We start from the raw sequence: 16,043 nt of genomic DNA, 5'->3' as shown, positions 1-16,043 counted from the left end.
TGCGGCGGAGGCGATGACCGCCGCGGGCTGGCCGGACTGACCCGCCGCGCCACCGCCACGCCCCGCCCCGGCAACGCGCCGGGGTTGAGGCAGTAGGAGGGGCGGCGTCGGGCCGCCGCTGCAGACCAGGAGACAGACCGATGACCACCACCGCAAAAGAATACGCCGCCGCCGCAAGCGACTTCCGGGCAGAGGCGCGTGAACGGGCCCGCAAGGCAGAGACCGCGGAGACGCGGTCAAGCCAAATGCGCAACGCAAGCAAAGCGGCAGAGGCGGCTGCGGAGGCGGTCCAGGCGGCCCGCAACGCGGAAAAGGCGGTCTACACGGAACCGGACGAATTGCAGGCGGCGGAGGCATGGGTCCACGCCGCGGCAGCGATGCGAACGGCGGCGGCCGCGATAGACGCCGCGGCGGAGAACAGGCTGGCCGCGGCATAGGCCACCGCGCCACCGCCACGCCCCGCCCCGGCACCACGCCGGGGCTGAGGCAGTAGGTGCCCCCTTCCGCGTTTAAGGTTGGGGGCAAAATGAACCACCCCCCTTCCGCGTTTAAGGTCGGGGGCAGACCAGGAGACAGACGAACTTGACGAATGATGAATTTGCCGCCGCCCCGGCGCGCCTGGGCATTTCCAGGCGGGAGCTGTGCCGCCGCCTCGAGATTTCCAAGCGGAGCGGAGACGCCTACGCGCTGGGCAGGGCGCCGGTTCCGCGGGTGGTGGCGCTGGCAGTGCTGGCGCTGGAACACGGGCTGGACGTCGGCATGGAAAAAAACGCGAAAGGGGCGGCCTAACGGCCACCCCCGTATCCCCCCTCGTTCCGCGCGCCCCCCCATCCGCGTTTAAGGCCGATCGGGCAGGGGGCCCTTCCGCGTTTAAGGTTGTCCCCCTTCCGCGTTTAAGGTCGATCGGGCAGGGGCCCCTTCCGCGTTTAAGGTTGCCCCCCTTCCGCGTTTAAGGTCGGCCTTCCGCTTCGGCTTCTCAAGCCGCCTCTGGATGGTGATGAGCGCGGCAGACCAGCGGCGCCAGGCTTGCGACCGGGACAGGCCGACCCGGGCACATATCGCGCGCCAGCGGTAGCCCTCGGCCTTCATCCAGACAATCCGCCGGTCGTCGGCATCGCGCAGCTCGTCGCCGCTGTTCAGCAGGGACAGCCACTCGATGGTGTCCTCCATTCGCTGGATCTCGGTGGCGTTGGGGATTACGCGGACGCGCGCCACCTCCGATCCGTAGGCGGCGAAGCGGCTCCGCACGTATGGCGGCCAGCTGGACCCGTACCCCCGCGCTCCTGATCCAGATGGATTGGGCGTGCGCTTGAGGGTGAGCGCGGCCTCTTCGAAGCGGTCCTCGACCTGTGCCACGGTTAGGATAATCTTGCCTGCCATTTCGCTCGTTCCTTCCATTTCTCAGCTTCTGAGGTCAAACCGGGATGCCCACGTCCCGGATTTCTTCGATGGTTACCAGGCCTGCCTCCTTGCACTGCCTTGCGGTGTGGGCAGAGATGCGCGTGCAGAGGAAGGGCTTACCACTTTTTATCAGGTTTGCCGGTGCAGTCAGGGGCGCCGAAATTTTCGCCTGCGGTTCTTTTAATGGTTCTATTACAGGTTTGTCTCCACCGTGGTGGAGTCGGCTGGCGCGCTTTAGTGGAGTCGGTTTGTGCCCTCTAGTGGAGTCGGTTGCGGACTTATCCACAGGCTTTCCCACATTCGATCCAGGGGCATCACCCGGCGATTTTCCACCCGATTGTTCCTGTTTTGATCCGGCTCCACTCAGTGGAGCCGGTTGTGCCTCCTCGAAATCGCACCCCAAAATGTAGTAGGTTGGGCCTTGCGTGCCGTCCGCATTGCGAGTCCGGCGGCGGCGCAGCAGGCCATCAGCCTCCAGCTGGTTCAGCACCTTGTTCAGGCCGCTGTTCGACAGGCCCGTGGCCTTCATCAGCAGCGCTTGAGAGGGGAAACAGGCCGTCTCAGGCGGGCGTTTGGAATTGTGCGCATCGCACAGGTGGAACATGACGCGGAACGCGCCGTGGGTCACGGACTCGGCGGGAATATCCGACAACCAGTGTGATGCTCGGTGACTCATGTTAACTGCCTCCTGAAGTAACAGGCAGACGTCACCATCGGTACCGGATCGGCGCGTAGGCGGGCATAGGCGCGGCGCTGGGCGGGGAGGCCGCCCGCGCGCATCACGCCCCCCTCCAAGGGTGTTTGACGCGGCTGCGGAGGCCGTGTCGGCTTATGGCGTCGATCGCATCCAGCGAGGACCGCACGACCTCGTAGGGCCAGCCCATGGCGGTCACCAGATCCTGGAACTCCTTTTCCGCCTCGGACAGCTGGCCGGTTTTGGACTTCACCTCCAGGAACAGTAGGCGTGGCCCCGACCACTCGCCGCAGGACTGCCCTAACAGGAGGTCAGAGAAGCCCGGGTGGATACCCATGCCCAGAAGGATGCCCTGACGCTTGCGGGCGGCCTCTCCGCCGCCCCTGACCTCGTTCGCGCTGTGATGCAGGAAGAACGGCGGAAGCATGAGCCGCCGCACGTCCCTGACAATCCCACGCTGGATTTCCGCCTCCGGGTTGGACCGGCGCGGCTTCATGCGTTGGCCTCGAGCCAGGCGTTGTAGTCCCTCGTGAAATGCCAGGTCCAATCGGTCAGGCCCCGAATGCAAATTTGCCTGTAGGCCATGCGGAAGCTTCGGAAATGAAACACCCGCTTGGACTTATGGCACATGACCGTTACGGGAGTCGAAGGCTCGGCCCCCTCTTCCAAGAACTCCATAACGTCCTCGAAAGGCACGCCCAGTGCCGAAGCGATGTTCGCAGGGGTGTGGTCCTCGGCCATGCGCAGGACTTCTTTGCGGATCTGCTGCTCGGTTTTCATGCCTGCATCTCCTCACCTGCGCGCTGGGCGGCCAAAGACGCAATGTTGCGGGACAGAGCCCGGAACTGGACAACAGCCACCTGCGGCACCTCTGCGGCGTCCCGGTACAGCTGGCGAAACATGAACTCCAGAGCGGCGGCTGGATCGTCGTAGGGCCGCAGGAACGGGTAACCGGCCACGCCAAACCCGGCGCCATCGATCGAAACGCCGGCGGTCAGGGCTTCCTCGGCTGTAACCTCGCCCAGCGCGCAGCGGCGAACGGAGTTGACGAGCAGCGTCAGGCGTGATGCGGTAACCGGCATGCCCCCGGCATCCCTGATGCCAGACTCGGGTTTGGGCATGGCCGAAGGCCACGGCACGTCATAGCGGCGGCCTTCGCCGGCGTAGCGCAAGGACAGCAGGTTGCGACGGCGCTGCCGTTCCAGAACGGTGAACCCCTCACGCACCCACAGCGCGTCTCCGGTCTCTATGGGGCCGACAGAGGCCTCCGGAATGACCAGCACGCGGATGCGCTCCGCAATGATTGGCTGCACCAGGTGCGAAGCGACGGATACCGGGCGTGTGCACGCCACAGGCTCAATGATGATGCTCATGATGAAGGTCCTGAAATGAGGCCGCCCAGCGCAGGCGGCTGAAACTTGTCTGTTTGGTCTCCCCAGACACTCCACCCGGGCCGCTCCTGGCGGGAGAACAGCTCAAGCCGGTGCGGAGGGCGGCCAAGTAACTCGGGGGTGATCAGGCGCTCCGCCTCGCGGAACCCCTCTTCCGGCTTGCGGGAATGCTCGCGCACTCGGCCCATGAGGACAGATCGCACGTTGCGGGTGGTGCGGGGGCGGCCAATGGTCCCGATCAAGAACGGCTCACCGGCACAGCGCAGGATGTACCCTGTGCCAAATGCCAGCTTGCCGTTCTTGGTGGTCTTGACCCAATGGCCGCCAGTCTTGTGGGCAAAGCCCCAAGCGGCCATGACTTCGAAGGCCTGCGGCAGCATGGGGTTGGTGGCCCAGAGCCACAGTAGGCAGTCACGGGCGGCGATATCCGCCACCCGCATTGCCTTGATCTCGTCCAGGCTCATAGTCCGGTACTGACCCCCGGCGCCCTTGGCTGTCACGCCCTTCTTGGAGCGCGTGGCGAAATGCCAAGGCGGGTCGGCCATGATGAGGTCGAACCCTTCGCCTATTTCCATCCCGGGAAGGTTCATCAGGATACCCCGGCCACGTCCTCATCGACCATGCGCCATTCGCACAGTTCGACACGATCGACAGCGCGCCCGCGGAATGCCACCTGATGGCGCGCGGTGATTACGCGCACGCCGCGCTGGTTCTCAGACCAGATGCTGTGTACGCGGGTTTCCTCGAACCACTCATCGGCACGCACAGCGGCGAGGAATGACGCCATCTCCGGCCAGCGATTGGCATCCGCCTCGATCACATGGAAGGGGCGCATCGGGCGCCCGGTGTCCTGACCATCCATCCAAACCTTGAAGTAAATCTTGCTCATTGAAACGTCCTTTGCATTGCAGCGCCCAGCGCCGCGGTTGGAGCCCAAGCGGGCGTTGAACCGGCCCCGATGGGGCCGGAATTCACTTCCGGGGTTTCTTGAAAAAACTGGCCGCGAGAATTGCGGGGGTGATCCAGGCGACAACAAAGGCGGCGAGAACTAAGCTTCTGTCATCGGCAATGGGGTCCTTGTCGCTGGCCAGCACGGCGGCAGCGGTCGCCCACGCGGAGATCAGCAGGTAGAGGATCACCACTGCGGCGGGCCAGGTCACCATGCCGACCGCTCCCGCGCCTCGGCGGCGATCTCTGGCAAGGCCAGCGCCATAGACAGCGACATGTGCGCGATGGCGACAGCGGCGGCGGCGACGGTTGCGATGCACAGAGCCCGCATCGTCACATCCCCAACGCTTCTTTGTACATTTCGAGGACGGCCTCCTCCTCGGAAATGTCGTTTTCGTCGCGCTTGCGCAGGGCAATGATCTTACGCATGACCTTGGTGTCGTAGCCGCGGGCCTTGGCTTCGGCCATCACCTCTTTCTGCTGTTCGGCGATGGTCTTCTTTTCTTCGTCCAAACGCTCGAACCGCTCGATGAACTGGCGCAGCTCGCCAGCGGTCACGCGGTAGTTTTCGCTCTTCTCGTCTTCAGTCATGTCCATCATGGGAAAATTAGCTCCTGAACGCTTGGAAGGGTGCCGGCCTCCTGGGCGGCGGTGAACTGCGCCAAACCGAGCGCAACGGCCCAGACGAATGCGCAAATGATGGCGGCGGCGATGATCCAGCGGCGGCGGCGGGCGATGCGCCCGGGCTGCAGGTCGCCGCAGATGATGGCGTCACGCACGGCGCGGCCATTCGACAGATCCTCGATCGTGCCGAACTTGATCAGTAGGTCTGCGGCTTCGAGAACTTCCTGACGGTCGTGTAGGTCCGGCGCGGCGATGATCTCGCGGGCGCCAGGCAGAAGGGCGCGGGGGTGGACGGCGCGGCTCATTTCGCAAACCTCGTGCGCGCTTCCCGCTCTTCCTGCAGCAGCCACTCATGAACGGACTCGACGCGGTACAGGATCCTGTTGCCCGCATTGATGCAGACAGGGCCGCGCCCCTGGCTTTTCCAACGCGCCAGCGTGTCCATTGACAACCCCAGCTCTCCTGCCAGCTCCCGGCGGGTCAGCCACCCGTCCAGGATGCGGGTTGGGTGGCATTGCGCCTCCTGTGTGCCCTCGCTGAAATTGCTCATCGAATCTGCTCCTGATTGTCCCGCGCAAATCGCGGCGGCTTTCTCAGGGGTAGGATGACTCGAGGGGGGGCGGGGCGCTTAGGCGCGCTTAGGCGCAGATCGCGCCTATAATTTCCTGAATAGAGAAAATAGCTAGTTGACGGCCCGCAAGCCCCGAAAAGTTAACGTCCAAGGTGACGCATATAGGGCAGGCTTTTGGCGCAAATTTCTTGTATAACGCGAATTTTTTGATTTTTGCTAGTTTGAGAGTTGCAGTCCTGAAGACGTGTTGGCATCAATCCGGCAGAGCAAAAAAAGCCCTTTTTCATAGACTTGAGGAATGCAGCCATGAAGGCACCAGCCCGCGCTTTTTACAGCCTCTTCGAAGCCAGCGTCCGGTGGGAAAAATCTTGTAACGACATTGCAGGGTGGTCGGAGGCTGGTCATTTCAGGCTTCTGACCGGCATCCAGTTTGCGATGGCAGACGGCCAGCCCATCGCCGGGCAAGTCGAGGTGAGGCCTGCGGACATTTTCCAGATGGTCCGGCTGGACGGACCGCGGCCAACGGCGATGCGCGTCTACCGGGTCCGCCCCGTAGACAACCAGGGCGGGGATGGAGAGTGGGTCTTTGTAACCGACCAGAACGGTGAACACGGCGTCGAGGTATCGATCCACGACATCTACATTGCAGCAGATGACTACCGCCGGTTTGAAGAAGATCACGAATTCGGCCCGAAGCCCCGGATGACCACGCGGGGCCAATCGAAATACGATTGGGAGTCGATGTACGTGGCGATTTGCAAGCGGCTTTTCTCAGAGGGCCTACCGGAGACAGCCGAGGAACTCTGTAAGGAAATGCAAGATTGGTTCATTTCTCGCACCACCGGAGACGCGATCCCCGACATCAGCACCATACGGAAAAAGCTCAAGCCGGTCTGGCAGGAGCTTAGGGCAGAGATTTAACCATGCAGGCGCACAACGTCAGCATCAGAACGGGTGACGTAACGACCCCAACGGTCCATCACGGAACGGCGCTGGTCCAGCATGTCGGAGCGCGCATAGGACCGCTCCACCTTGGAACCGACCCGGTGCGCCAGGGCGGTCTCCGCCACATCGAAAGAGGCTGCATCGGTGTCCTGGACCCACGTGCGAAAGGACGTGCGGAAACCATGCGGGCGCCCGGGTTCATCCATTCCATTCAACACCTTCGCCAGAGCGGTCGAGGAAATGTATCCCTTGCGGTAGGAGGGGAACAGAAACTTGCTGCTTTGCGCCGCCCGTATCTCTTGGAGCAGGTCTAGTGCCGCACGGGATAGCGGCACTCGAAACTCCTCCACCTTGCCCTCTTTGCCCTTCATCCGCTCCGCCGGTATGGTCCAGACGTCTCCCACGATTTCATCGAACCGCGCGCCACGGGCGCTCTCGCTCCGGGTGGCCGTGAGGATCATCCAACGCAGGCACATGCGAGAGGCCCCATTGCCCGCCAGAGCTTCGTACAGATCGGGGATGCGATGCCAAGGCGTCGAGGTGATGTGGGTCACAGCGTTGTTTACTTCGCCCAGCATGAACTTTGCTGCTTCGACCGTAAACGGGTCCACGTCCATCCCCATCAGCGTAGCTTGGCGGAAAACGATGTGGATACGCTGAATCGCCTTGGTGGCGGTGGCGTGTTTCTTCTTCCAGATGGGTCGAAGGGTTTCGGCGATATCAGACTGGTGCAACGAGGATATACGACGCTTCCCGATCTTCGGAATGACATGAGTTTTCAGAGGGCTGAACCAGCGCCCCCGCTCGCCCTCGCCGCGCAGGCCGGCCTTCTTCGCCTCGAACACAATCTCCGCCACCTCCTCAAAGGTGGGGTCAGTCTTTGACATCAGATCAGCGGCTTCCTGCATTTGTCTTTCCCGTTCCGAAATCGGGTCCTTGCCTTCCGCCACGACCGCCGCCCAGCGGTCGCGTTCTCTGCGGGCGACGGCCAGGGTCAAATCGTCGGCAGACCCTATCCCCATTTCTCTGCGGCGGCCAGCAAAGGTGTACCGGAACACCCATCGGCTCGATGTGTCGGTCTTGTAGAGGCGCAGCCCGCCGCCATCGTCCAGCTTGCCGTTTGCCGCCTTCTTCACCGCCACCGCGGTCAGCTTGTTTTTTGCCCTTGCCATTCTGTGTCCCCCAATGTGTCCCCCAATAGGTGCCGTGCTTTAGCGGCACGCAGCGGCACACAGTGGCGCATCATTTGGCGAATTTCTCAAGTCAGGACAACCCTTAGTGGCGCATGCGGGCGCATTCTGGCACACTTGGCCTGTGCTTCTCGACCGCACCAACTTTTATCTGGAAATTTGTCAAAATGCCGATGCCCTGTGCGTCAGCGGTATACGCGCGCCGGTCTGTTGCGGGAATATCAGCTGCCCGGGCCTTTGGCCGGTGCTGGCGGCGTTTCCCGGTTCCGGCAAGCCGGCTGGCCGGCTATAACCGGCCCCGTTCCCTGTGCCTCGCATCTGGAGCCAAAAACGCCATAACGTGATGCAGCAGTATGCCCAGTTCAGATCCCGGGAATTGCGACGGCAAGATCCTTGAACGCGAATTCAGTGCGTTGTCCCTGGCAGGAAATAACCTGCTGGACGCCGTGGAACTGCCTGCGCCCAGCGGGCGGATTGCCCGCCTGTTCTTTAAATCCGGAACCTCGCGGGCGGGCCTCAGCATTGCGTCCCCGGCAGAGCGGACAGTGCTGCACAATTATGGCGGCGCCCCGGTTCTGGAAGCCGAGATTGCAGAAGCCCCCGGCGCGGTTACCGTTTCCGCAGAAGGCGCGCTTTACAATGTGCCGCTCCATCCAGAGGAGACGGAGCTGTTTGCAGGGCTCAACGTGGTGGCCGCGGTCCGTAATGGCGAAACAGCCCGATCCACTGCCGAATGGCTGCAGTTCCATGTAACCCAGCATGGGCTGCAGGGGGCTGTCATTCTTGACCGGGCGCAACCGCAGAACAGCCGCCGCTTTATAGGGGAGCTGCAAGCGCTCGCAGCGTCCTTCACCGGGCTGAAGCAGGTCGTGGTGGTGCATTCCAAACTGCCCTTGGGCAAGGATGGCCTGCCAGAAGAGGCGCATCCCTTTAACGTGCCGGGCGCACCGGGCAAGGACCGGATGGACATCCCGCCAGCGGATCCCTGGCAGGCGCCGCTGGGCGAATTCCTGATTTACGAAATCCTGCGCGCCCGCTTCCTTGGCCGCGCGCGGGCAGTGGCCAATATCGACCTGTTTGATCTTTTGGCGCCCTGTGACGGGCCGAATATCTTTGACCAGACCGTCGCCGCGCCGGCGGGCTGCCTGCGTCTCGGCGGGGTGCAGGCCTACCCCTGGCGGGTGCGCAAGGGAGCGCAAGCGTGTTTTGCGGATCACATCTGCACGCAGTTCGATGCCGCCGGGCTGCGGCCGCGCTGGTGCCTGGCGCCGGCCAAAGCCGGCGACAGCTGCATCTGGCGGCTTGTCCGGGTGGTCGGGGCTGAGCCCGATCCCGCGGACGATCGGCGGTTCTACCGTTGCATGGCCCTGCGGCATCCCACCGACACGGTGTCCAAGATCGTGCCGAAAACCAGTCTGGTGGAAACGCCCGAGCTGCTGGCGCTGGCAACGGGCTATTTCAACGCCAAGCCCGTGCGCATTCCCGGGGAGCGGGCCGTCAAGCGGGCCGGCGGCACTCCCAAGACTGCCATTGTCACCACGATGAAAAACGAAGGGCCGTTCATTCTGGAATGGCTGGCCTATCACCGCGCGATCGGAGTGGATGATTTTCTCGTCTACACCAACGACTGCACCGATGGCACCGATACGATGCTGCAGCTGCTGCAGGACAAGGGGATTGTCCAGCACCGCGAAAACCCGTTCCGCAACACGGATCTGAAGCCGCAGCACGCGGCTTTGCAGGCAGCAGAGGAGGAGCCGGTGATCCGCGAGGCCGACTGGCTGGTCTGCATGGATGTGGATGAGTTCATCAACATCAAATGCGGCGAGGGACGGTTGCCCGACCTGTTTCAGGCCGTGGGCGATGCCAACATGATCGCAATGACCTGGCGGCTGTTCGGCAACAATGATGTGCGCGAATTCACCGGCGATCTGATCACTCGGGAGTTCACTCGCTGCGCCTATGAGGTGACCCGCAAGCCGCACCAGGCCTGGGGCTTCAAGACCCTGTTCCGCAACACCGGGATCTTCAAGAAGCTGGGGGTTCACCGGCCCAAGGGACTGAAGCCGCAGCTGTGGGAGGATATCCGCTGGGTCAACGGCTCAGGCCAGGACATGCCGCGTGAGATGTTCCGCAACGGCTGGCGCTCCTCGACGAGCACCTATGGCTATGACCTGGTGCAGCTCAACCATTACGCCGTACGAAGCGCCGAAAGTTTTCTGGTCAAGCGCGACCGGGGCCGGGTGAACCATGTGGATCGCGATCAGGGGCTGTCCTACTGGTTCCGGATGAACAACAACGCCGAGGAAGAGCGCTCGATCCAGCGCATGATCCCGGCGCTGGAGGCGGAAATGGCCCGGCTGCTGACAGACCCGGATATCGCTGCTGCGCATGAATACGCCAGCCGCAAACACCGCGAGAAAATCGAGGAGTTGAAGGGGCGGGACGACATGCTGGCGCTGTTCCGGGAGCTGACAGGCGAGAAACTGCGCAAGCTGTCGCGCATGCACGCGCATTTTGGTGCCAATGTGTTCCTCAGCGGCCCCGGCGTGATCCCGGACAAGATCGCTGAAAACGAGCCCGGCAGCGATTTCTGGTTCACGGTGGAACGCGGTGAAACCAACCATTGACACCCGCGGCCCTCACATTGACAGGACTCCGGACTGCGGGTTAGAATCCGGCAACAAAAAAAGCTGGTAAGAAGCTGCATTAATTGGTTTTTTTGAGGGGCAGTCTTTATGGCACTTCCGGCCATCGCGTCACTATGGGTGGGCCCAGAACTCAGCTGGCTGGAACAGCTTTGCCTTCAGTCCTTTCTGGATCAGGGCCACGAGGTAGTGCTGTTCACTTATGACCCAGTCCAGGGCGTGCCCGGCGGGGTGAAAGTGGCGGATGCCAATGAAATCTTGCCCGCTGACCGCATCATCCGCCACGCCCGCACCGGCAGCCCGGCCTATCATGCCGATATCTTCCGCCTGCATTTGCTGCGCAAGACCAACTACATCTGGGCCGATACCGATGCCTATTGCTGCCAGCCGTGGGATATCAAGGGCAAGCATTTTCATGGCTGGATCTCCGATGGCAAGCCGATGGTCAACAATGGGGTTCTGCGGCTGCCCAAGACCTCCAAGACCCTTGCGGCGATGCTGCGTTTTACCAGCGATGAATATCCCGTCCCGCCCTGGTACAGCGATGAAAAACAGGCCGAATTGCAGGCGTTCAAGGACGGCGGTCAGGGGGTTCATGTTTCGCTTTTGCCCTGGGGTGTCTGGGGGCCGGATGCGCTCACTTGGTTCCTGCAGGAAACCGGCGAGGTCAAACATTCCCGGCCCGGCCATGTGATTTACCCTGTGCCGTTCAAGCGGGCCGGAGTGGTGCTGAACCCGAATCGCGCGAACCAGGCGCGCGGCCATATCCGCAGCGATACACTGTCGATCCACTTCTGGGGCCGCCGCTTCCGCAACATCGCGGCCAAATACGGCGGGGTGCCCGCCGAGGGCTGCTATGTCCACGACCTGCTGGCCCAGCATGGGATCGATGCCGGAAAAACCCGCCACCTGCTGCAGCCGGCCCCGGAACCGGAAGACAAACCCGTGGAGGCGATCGACCCGGTGGCGCTGGATTATTCCATGTTCAGCGATCAGGACGTCGCCAATATCCTGCTGCAGCGATCAGAGCTGGCAAGTTCAGGACAGACCATCAAGGACTGGGTGGCGGGTGACGGTAAGCTGCTGCTGGCGGACGCCCGGTCGCAGCGGGACCGCATCCTGCATGAATCGATCCGGATCGCGGAACGGGAATGCGAATTCTTTCTGAAGGCCACCGATCCCATTGCGCCCGAACGCGCCGCGGACATCGGCTGCGGATATGCTTTTGCCAGCCTGCTGCTGCACCGCCGGTACGGCTGCGAAATCGTTCTGATCGATATCGAAGAAGGCAACGGCCGCCACTTCGGATTTGAGGGCGAGGGCGCGGGTTATACCAGCCTCGAGACCGCCCGTGCGTTTCTGGAAAAGAACGGCGTGCCGGCCGGAAAGATCACCACCCTTAATCCCAAAATCGAAGACATTGCGCCGCTTGGCGCCTTCGACTTGGTGATCAGCCTGGCGTCTTGCGGGTTTCACTATCCCGTCGGCACCTATCGGGATTTGTTCAGCAACCAGATCAGCAGCGGCGGCGGTATTGTTCTGGACATTCGCAAGGGATCCGGCGGCATTGGCGCCATGAAAAGCTTCGGCACCGTCAAGGTGCTGGCCAAGCACGGTAAATATTCAACAGTCATCACCCGGGCGGAGCAGGAGTCATGATCGAGATACTGGAAACCCACGGTGTCAAAATCCCGTTGAATCCGGATGTCATCACCTCAAAGATCGCACGCGCGATCCGCAAGGACCGCTATGAGCTGGACGAGGTCTCCGGCACCCCCAAGTTCCTCGAAAAAGACGACAGGGTGATCGAGCTGGGCGCCGGGATCGGGTTCATCTCTTCGTTCCTGGGTGTGAACCTCGGGGTTGAGAACGTGCTGTGCGTCGAGGCAGATCCGTCCTTGTGCGACTTCATCGGCAATGTGCATGCTCTGAACGGGCTTACCGCCGCACAGGTGCGCAACTGCGTTGCCTTGAATGACGCCACCGCCGAAGGGCCAATGTCCTTTTTTGTCCGCGAGCAGTTCTGGTCCTCCTCCCTGGATGGCGAAGACCCCTATGTCAAAGCCATCGAAGTGCCGGGTACCCGTCTGTCGCAGCTGATCCGTGATTTCCGTGCCAATACGCTTATCATTGATATTGAAGGCGGAGAGCGGGATTTGTTTGCGCCTGCGGATCTGACAGGTATCGATAAGATCTTTCTTGAGATCCATACGCGTAAAATTAAGAAAATCGGGATAAAGCAGTGCTTTGATGCGCTTTCGCAGAGCGGTTTTTGCTACGATCAGCAGGTCAGCCGCGGCGGATCAGTTCTGTTCCGGCGCATCCCAAGATGGCAGTTAAAGCAATATGCTGGGTGACGGTTTCGACTTTAAAACGGTCCTTTCCGCCTTGGATGCGGATGAAGTCGCCAATGTTGCGGATGTAAACGGCCAGGCGCCTGAGCTGACAGCACTGCTGCACCAGCGTTATGGTTGTTCGGTGGATGTGGTCTGCCTGGACGGCAAGGGGGCCTTTGCGTCTTTGCCCGATGAGCAGTTGGAAAGCTATCTTGCAGACCTGAAGCGGGGCGGGGTGGACCCTGAGGCGGTCCGCATCGTGACTCGGCCGCGCAGACTGGGCCAGTACGACGTTCTGATTTCCCTGAACGGGTTCGGCGCCGGGCATAAGCCGCAGCACCTCAAACCGGTGCTGGACCGGGCGCTGCATCCGCTTAGCCGCCTGGTGATTGAAATCCGCAAAGGTTCTGGCAGCTATCCGTTCCTCAAGGCCTATGGCAGCTGCAATACGCTGGTGCCGCCTGAGGCCGGCAGGAATGGTCTGGCGATCCTCTCCGCCGAACCGCAGGAGGTGCTGCCGCCCTCGGGCGAATGGACCAAGGTGGCCCGCCAACTGGCCGGCAAGGAAGGTTTCTTTGATGAACTGGAAGAGCATTCCTTCCTGTTCCTGCCGCGCGGCAGCACACTTGTGGTGACTTTCGACAACCTTGATATTGCAATGTCCAAGCGGGAGGAGCGGCGGCCCTGGGGCTTCGGCTTCATTGAGGCGCAGGGCTGGTCGATGCTGGGGGTAATGGCCAACGGCTGGACCTGGTTCCGCCACCAGGAGGTGTCCGCCAAGTTCGAAGCGCTGCGCGACAGTGGTTTCTTTGCGCAGTTTTCCCGGGTGGTCTTTTACGGTGCGTCAATGGGGGGCTATGCGGCCGCGGCCTATGCAGCGGCGGCGCCCGGATCGACAGTGTTTGCGATCAGCCCGCAATCCACTCTCGACAAGACGCTGGTGCCTTGGGAAATGCGCTACAAGAAGGTCTGGGACAGGGATTTTTCCGGGCCCTTCGGGGATGCATCCCTGGCCAGCCAGGCGGCGGGCGACGTGCATATCATGTTCGACCCCTACGTGACGCCCGATGCGGCCCATGCGGCCCGTTTTTCCGGGGCAAATGTCACTTTCTGGCGCTGTCCGCTGCTGGGCCACCGGCTGGGGACCTCGCTGCAGCAGATGGGCATCCTGCAGGAGATTGCCCGCGGTGCCATTTCCGGCGAATTGACACCGCACCGGTTTCACCGCCTGCTGCGCAAACGCCACGAATTCCCGCGGTTTCAGCGGGAGCTGGCCAATTTGGCTCTGGACCGCGGCCATCCGCGCCTTGCGAAACAAGCCTGCGAGTATATTTTGCGCCAGCGGGATGACCGGTTCTTCCGCAGGATGAAGGCGCGGTTATAAGCAATTACAACCTGTGACTTCCGCCAGGCCGCACGCCGGTATCTTATGCGGATCAGGGAATGGGCAAAGGCCGGACAGGACGATGAACCAGGCAAAGGCTGACATGCGGGACATTACCCTTGCTTTCCATATCGGGGCGCCGAATACCGATAACGGCCAGCTGACCTGGTCGCTGCGCAAGGATGCGCAGCGGCTGCTGGAACAGGGCGTCATGATCCGCCGTCCAGGCACCTATTTGGCGGCGCTCAATCAAATGCTGCGCAAGCAGACCCAGGACTCTGTCTCCGCTCAGGAACGCGCGGCGCTGCTGGCCGGCATTGTCAAGGATCAGGACATTTCCCGGATCATCCTGACCAACTCCGGATTTCTCGGGATGCCGGGCTGGATGCTCAGCGGCGGGCGGCTTTATCGCAATGCGGGCAGCAATACAGCGGCGCTGCGGGGAGTGTTTCCGGACACTCCCTGTGAATTCTTCCTGGGCCTGCGCAACCCCGCCACGCTGATCGGCCCGGTCTACAAATCGCAATCCGGCAGAAGCTGGAAGCAGTTTACCGCAGGCACGGATTTCCTCAATCTGCGCTGGTCGGACGTGGTTGCGGATATTCAGGACAGTAACCCCGGCTGCCGCATCACTGTCTGGTGCAACGAGGAAACGCCGGTGATCTGGCCCAACATTCTGGGGCAGGTGACGGGGCTGGGTGACGGTTTCCGTTTCGCCGGCGAATTGGACATCACCCGCGGCATTATTTCGGAGGCGGGATACGAGCGGCTGGAGGCTTATCTGGAAAACCGCCCCGGCCTGTCGGAAGACCAGCGTGAACGGGTGCGCGCGCTGTTCCTCAGCTATTACCACTCAGAAGAGGCGATCGAAGAGGAAATCGATCTGCCGGGCTGGTCGCAGGCGCTGGTGGATGACATGAGCGAAAGCTATTTTGCTGATGCCGAGCTGATCCGCCGGATGCCTGGCGTCACGTTCCTGTCCTGAGGATGGGGCGCCCGTAAAGCGGCTTCATCAGAATTGCAGTCAGATACATCGGAATCTGATAGCAGCCCAGGAAGATCAGCAGCGGCTCGGTGGTGGCAGCGGGCAGGGCGATCAGAAACAGGGCAAAGTTCCGGTTGCCGGCGACAACAGCACAGGGCACGGCGCCACTGCCCGCGCGGCGGCGCATCACTGCAAATGTCAGCACTTGCAGGCCGAGGTTGGCGGCCAAGGCAAACCCCAGCCATTGCAGCACCAGCAGCGGGTCCGTGCGCAGCGCAGGCCCCAGGGCTGCCATCAGCCCGACGACGATCACCGACAGCGCAATCACTGTCAGCCCGTCAATGGCCTTGGCCTGCTCTGCGCGCAGATTTGGCAGCGTCAGGCGCCGCAGCAGGAAGGCGGCCAGAACCGTTACTCCGATGGCGCCGATCAGCCGCGCCGAGGCGCGCAACACGCCGCCAAGATCGCCAAGGCCGGGTGCCAGAAGAAACACCGGGATTATCGTCAGCGGCATCAGAGCCGTGCCGGTGATCAGCAGGCGGAAGGCAGGCTCCGGCGCGTGGCCCATCAGTGAGGTGATGTTGGGGCTGCCGGTCACCGAAGGGGCGCTCAGCATCAGGATCAGCGACACTGCGGCAGGGGTCTGCACCACACCGAACAGCGACGCCAGCCCCAGCGCCAGCAGCGGCAGCGCCACTTGCAGGAACGCAATGGCCTTCAGCGTGCCGATCCCGTCCGCCAGACCGCCCGCCGCCTTGCGCAAGCCGATCCGGTAGGCATTTAAAAACAACAGCCCGGCCACCATTTCCGGCAGCCAGGGCTTAAGCGCGGCGGCCAGGCCGGGCAGCAGCAGCCCGGCCAGCAGCCCAAGCACCAAGGCAGCCCGCCCATGCCGGGCGGCAAAGGCGAGCGCTGTCATCATAGCT

The 16,043-nt window shown here is 62.3% G+C and carries 22 protein-coding genes; 8 read left to right on the top strand and 14 right to left on the bottom strand.

Annotated features, from left to right (window positions below; all coding sequences use genetic code 11):
* Positions 1–140 precede the first annotated feature (140 nt).
* A complete protein-coding gene (locus tag VOI29_RS01100) occupies positions 141–437 on the top strand; it encodes a hypothetical protein (RefSeq protein ID WP_323775615.1) in 297 nt (98 codons plus the stop codon).
* 145 nt (positions 438–582) lie between these two features.
* Positions 583–789 (top strand): hypothetical protein, encoded by a 207-nt coding sequence (locus tag VOI29_RS01095; RefSeq protein WP_323775614.1) that lies wholly within the window; start codon positions 583–585, stop codon positions 787–789.
* A gap of 81 nt (positions 790–870) precedes the next feature.
* On the opposite strand, the gene VOI29_RS01090 is transcribed toward VOI29_RS01095, so the two are convergent.
* The 12 genes from VOI29_RS01090 to VOI29_RS01035 form a co-directional block, all read right to left on the bottom strand.
* On the bottom strand, positions 871–1,380 hold the full coding sequence (locus VOI29_RS01090) for a DUF6362 family protein (RefSeq protein ID WP_323775613.1): 510 nt from the start codon (positions 1,378–1,380) through the stop codon (positions 871–873).
* Between the two features lie 34 nt (positions 1,381–1,414).
* Complete coding sequence (locus VOI29_RS01085; protein WP_323775612.1) at positions 1,415–2,077, bottom strand: hypothetical protein; 663 nt, start codon at positions 2,075–2,077, stop codon at positions 1,415–1,417.
* 103 nt (positions 2,078–2,180) lie between these two features.
* A complete protein-coding gene (locus VOI29_RS01080) occupies positions 2,181–2,534 on the bottom strand; it encodes a VRR-NUC domain-containing protein (RefSeq protein ID WP_323775611.1) in 354 nt (117 codons plus the stop codon).
* A gap of 53 nt (positions 2,535–2,587) precedes the next feature.
* Entirely contained in the window at positions 2,588–2,875 is a 288-nt protein-coding gene (locus tag VOI29_RS01075; RefSeq protein WP_323775610.1) for a hypothetical protein, read from the bottom strand.
* A complete protein-coding gene (locus tag VOI29_RS01070) occupies positions 2,872–3,468 on the bottom strand; it encodes a hypothetical protein (protein ID WP_323775609.1) in 597 nt (198 codons plus the stop codon). The genes VOI29_RS01075 and VOI29_RS01070 overlap by 4 nt, the downstream gene beginning before the upstream one ends.
* Positions 3,465–4,076 (bottom strand): MT-A70 family methyltransferase, encoded by a 612-nt coding sequence (locus VOI29_RS01065; protein WP_323775608.1) that lies wholly within the window; start codon positions 4,074–4,076, stop codon positions 3,465–3,467. Before VOI29_RS01065 ends, VOI29_RS01070 begins: the two co-directional genes overlap by 4 nt.
* Complete coding sequence (locus tag VOI29_RS01060; RefSeq protein WP_323775607.1) at positions 4,076–4,375, bottom strand: hypothetical protein; 300 nt, start codon at positions 4,373–4,375, stop codon at positions 4,076–4,078. The genes VOI29_RS01065 and VOI29_RS01060 overlap by 1 nt, the downstream gene beginning before the upstream one ends.
* An 82-nt stretch (positions 4,376–4,457) precedes the next feature.
* Positions 4,458–4,649 carry a hypothetical protein gene (locus tag VOI29_RS01055; protein ID WP_323775606.1) on the bottom strand — a complete coding sequence of 64 codons (192 nt, stop codon included), beginning with the start codon at positions 4,647–4,649 and terminating at the stop codon, positions 4,458–4,460.
* Positions 4,643–4,765, bottom strand: a complete 123-nt coding sequence (locus VOI29_RS01050) for a hypothetical protein (RefSeq protein WP_323775605.1) — start codon at positions 4,763–4,765, stop codon at positions 4,643–4,645. The genes VOI29_RS01055 and VOI29_RS01050 overlap by 7 nt, the downstream gene beginning before the upstream one ends.
* A 2-nt stretch (positions 4,766–4,767) precedes the next feature.
* Positions 4,768–5,031 (bottom strand): DUF2312 domain-containing protein, encoded by a 264-nt coding sequence (locus tag VOI29_RS01045; RefSeq protein ID WP_323775617.1) that lies wholly within the window; start codon positions 5,029–5,031, stop codon positions 4,768–4,770.
* A complete protein-coding gene (locus VOI29_RS01040; protein WP_323775604.1) occupies positions 5,031–5,363 on the bottom strand; it encodes a hypothetical protein in 333 nt (110 codons plus the stop codon). Before VOI29_RS01040 ends, VOI29_RS01045 begins: the two co-directional genes overlap by 1 nt.
* Positions 5,360–5,608 carry a helix-turn-helix domain-containing protein gene (locus VOI29_RS01035; RefSeq protein ID WP_323775603.1) on the bottom strand — a complete coding sequence of 83 codons (249 nt, stop codon included), beginning with the start codon at positions 5,606–5,608 and terminating at the stop codon, positions 5,360–5,362. The genes VOI29_RS01040 and VOI29_RS01035 overlap by 4 nt, the downstream gene beginning before the upstream one ends.
* A 327-nt stretch (positions 5,609–5,935) precedes the next feature.
* Between VOI29_RS01035 and VOI29_RS01030 the strand changes: the two genes are divergently transcribed.
* On the top strand, positions 5,936–6,550 hold the full coding sequence (locus VOI29_RS01030) for a hypothetical protein (protein ID WP_323775602.1): 615 nt from the start codon (positions 5,936–5,938) through the stop codon (positions 6,548–6,550).
* On the opposite strand, the gene VOI29_RS01025 is transcribed toward VOI29_RS01030, so the two are convergent.
* On the bottom strand, positions 6,547–7,746 hold the full coding sequence (locus VOI29_RS01025; RefSeq protein ID WP_323775601.1) for a tyrosine-type recombinase/integrase: 1,200 nt from the start codon (positions 7,744–7,746) through the stop codon (positions 6,547–6,549). The two genes, VOI29_RS01030 and VOI29_RS01025, sit on opposite strands and share 4 nt — an antisense overlap.
* A gap of 371 nt (positions 7,747–8,117) precedes the next feature.
* On the opposite strand from VOI29_RS01025, the gene VOI29_RS01020 reads away from it, so the two are divergent.
* The 5 genes from VOI29_RS01020 (at position 8,118) to VOI29_RS01000 (ending at position 15,117) form a co-directional block, all read left to right on the top strand.
* Positions 8,118–10,394 carry a glycosyltransferase family 2 protein gene (locus VOI29_RS01020; protein WP_323775600.1) on the top strand — a complete coding sequence of 759 codons (2,277 nt, stop codon included), beginning with the start codon at positions 8,118–8,120 and terminating at the stop codon, positions 10,392–10,394.
* A gap of 108 nt (positions 10,395–10,502) precedes the next feature.
* Complete coding sequence (locus tag VOI29_RS01015; RefSeq protein ID WP_323775599.1) at positions 10,503–12,071, top strand: class I SAM-dependent methyltransferase; 1,569 nt, start codon at positions 10,503–10,505, stop codon at positions 12,069–12,071.
* Positions 12,068–12,769, top strand: coding sequence for an FkbM family methyltransferase (locus VOI29_RS01010; protein WP_323775598.1), 702 nt, complete (start codon positions 12,068–12,070; stop codon positions 12,767–12,769). The genes VOI29_RS01015 and VOI29_RS01010 overlap by 4 nt, the downstream gene beginning before the upstream one ends.
* Positions 12,759–14,132, top strand: a complete 1,374-nt coding sequence (locus VOI29_RS01005; RefSeq protein ID WP_323775597.1) for a hypothetical protein — start codon at positions 12,759–12,761, stop codon at positions 14,130–14,132. Before VOI29_RS01010 ends, VOI29_RS01005 begins: the two co-directional genes overlap by 11 nt.
* 82 nt (positions 14,133–14,214) lie before the next feature.
* Positions 14,215–15,117 carry a hypothetical protein gene (locus tag VOI29_RS01000; RefSeq protein WP_323775596.1) on the top strand — a complete coding sequence of 301 codons (903 nt, stop codon included), beginning with the start codon at positions 14,215–14,217 and terminating at the stop codon, positions 15,115–15,117.
* Here the strand turns inward: VOI29_RS01000 and VOI29_RS00995 are convergent.
* Entirely contained in the window at positions 15,101–16,039 is a 939-nt protein-coding gene (locus VOI29_RS00995; RefSeq protein ID WP_323775595.1) for a hypothetical protein, read from the bottom strand. The genes VOI29_RS01000 and VOI29_RS00995 overlap by 17 nt on opposite strands.
* Between the last annotated feature and the right edge of the window lie 4 nt (positions 16,040–16,043).

Source organism: Leisingera sp. (assembly GCF_034669605.1).
GTDB lineage: Bacteria > Pseudomonadota > Alphaproteobacteria > Rhodobacterales > Rhodobacteraceae > Leisingera.
The sequence above is the reverse complement of the archived record's forward strand: the minus strand, read 5'-3'. Positions and strand labels throughout refer to the sequence as shown.